The organism is Streptomyces beijiangensis (assembly GCF_017315755.1).
GTDB classification, from domain to species: Bacteria; Actinomycetota; Actinomycetes; order Streptomycetales; family Streptomycetaceae; genus Streptomyces; species Streptomyces beijiangensis.
The window spans coordinates 1-301 of the sequence record NZ_JAFLRJ010001606.1 but is presented as its reverse complement, the minus strand read 5'-3'; the positions used below and the strand labels follow the sequence as shown (position 1 = coordinate 301).

1 protein-coding gene is annotated in these 301 nt (G+C 47.5%); it reads right to left on the bottom strand.

The genetic code is table 11. The features are described 5' to 3' along the window. Positions 1-20: 20 nt before the first annotated feature. Positions 21-301, bottom strand: a 281-nt coding sequence (gene yyaC / locus J0695_RS46580; RefSeq protein ID WP_206970190.1) for a spore protease YyaC, incomplete at its 5' end; no start/stop codon positions are given.

Genomic DNA, 301 nt, shown 5'->3' with positions numbered 1-301 from the left:
ATCATGTACAGATGGTTTTTTTATGACATTCTTCCGGTCATTCTTTCAATTGGTGACACATGGCGCCGCTGCGATCCGGTCTTTTCCAGATGCGACAGCCCGTCCGCAAGCACATTTGCCATGCTCATGACAAGATTGAGCCTTGTATTTTGCAGGACAAAATACTCCATAAAACCGCTGACATTGACAATTCCGTTAATATGCACGTGGCCGACTTCCGGCAAACTTTTCTGAACGCCTGCTCCCGGCTTCAAAGGCCCTTTGCCGATTTTGAAATACCCCACGCTTTTGGTTCGTCCAA